The organism is Psychrobacter sp. 1Y4, assembly GCF_051847555.1.
The window spans coordinates 1-562 of record NZ_JBPYDE010000952.1 but is presented as its reverse complement, the minus strand read 5'-3'; the positions used below and the strand labels follow the sequence as shown (position 1 = coordinate 562).

The window sequence follows — 562 nt, the reverse complement described above, 5'->3', positions numbered from 1 at the left end:
GATTCTGACCAAACGCTCACGCGCTAACGGCTCATCATCACAAACTACGATACGCATATAAACTCCCACCTCAAACTCTACTGAATATGTTTCGATGGTATGACGAATGTACTGGCCAGTTCAATATGATGAGATTTTCTGCATCATATTTTTGATAGTAACCACTCATTGTCAATAATTGCCAGATAAAAATCGCAATAACCATATAGATATAAAAGGCGATGCAATAAATATGCCATAATATCTTATAATGAGAATATAGTGTCTGAGAACATAATGAAAAACGGTAAAAGAGGAAGGATTATAAACTGACATCTTGTAAGGGATAGTCAATAATGGTAGTAATGTGGTTACCAGTAACCGTGCTTTGAATATCAGCACTTTGACCAAAGTACGCGCGTAATCGATCCGCTTGAATATAAAAATTCATATGCTGACGCAGGTCATGGTTAATGATTAAGGTCTTTGTGGGAAGTTCGACGTCGATCTGAATAGCTACTCTGTGCTGCTCCCAAGTGACTTTAATATTAAAATGGATGGTTTCAGTGGTCATCTCAACCAC

At 37.5% G+C, this 562-nt stretch carries 1 pseudogene; it reads right to left on the bottom strand.

Annotated features, from left to right (window positions below):
- Positions 1-301: 301 nt before the first annotated feature.
- Positions 302-562, bottom strand: a pseudogene (locus ACS8FC_RS19800) (histidine kinase); the annotation flags it as partial.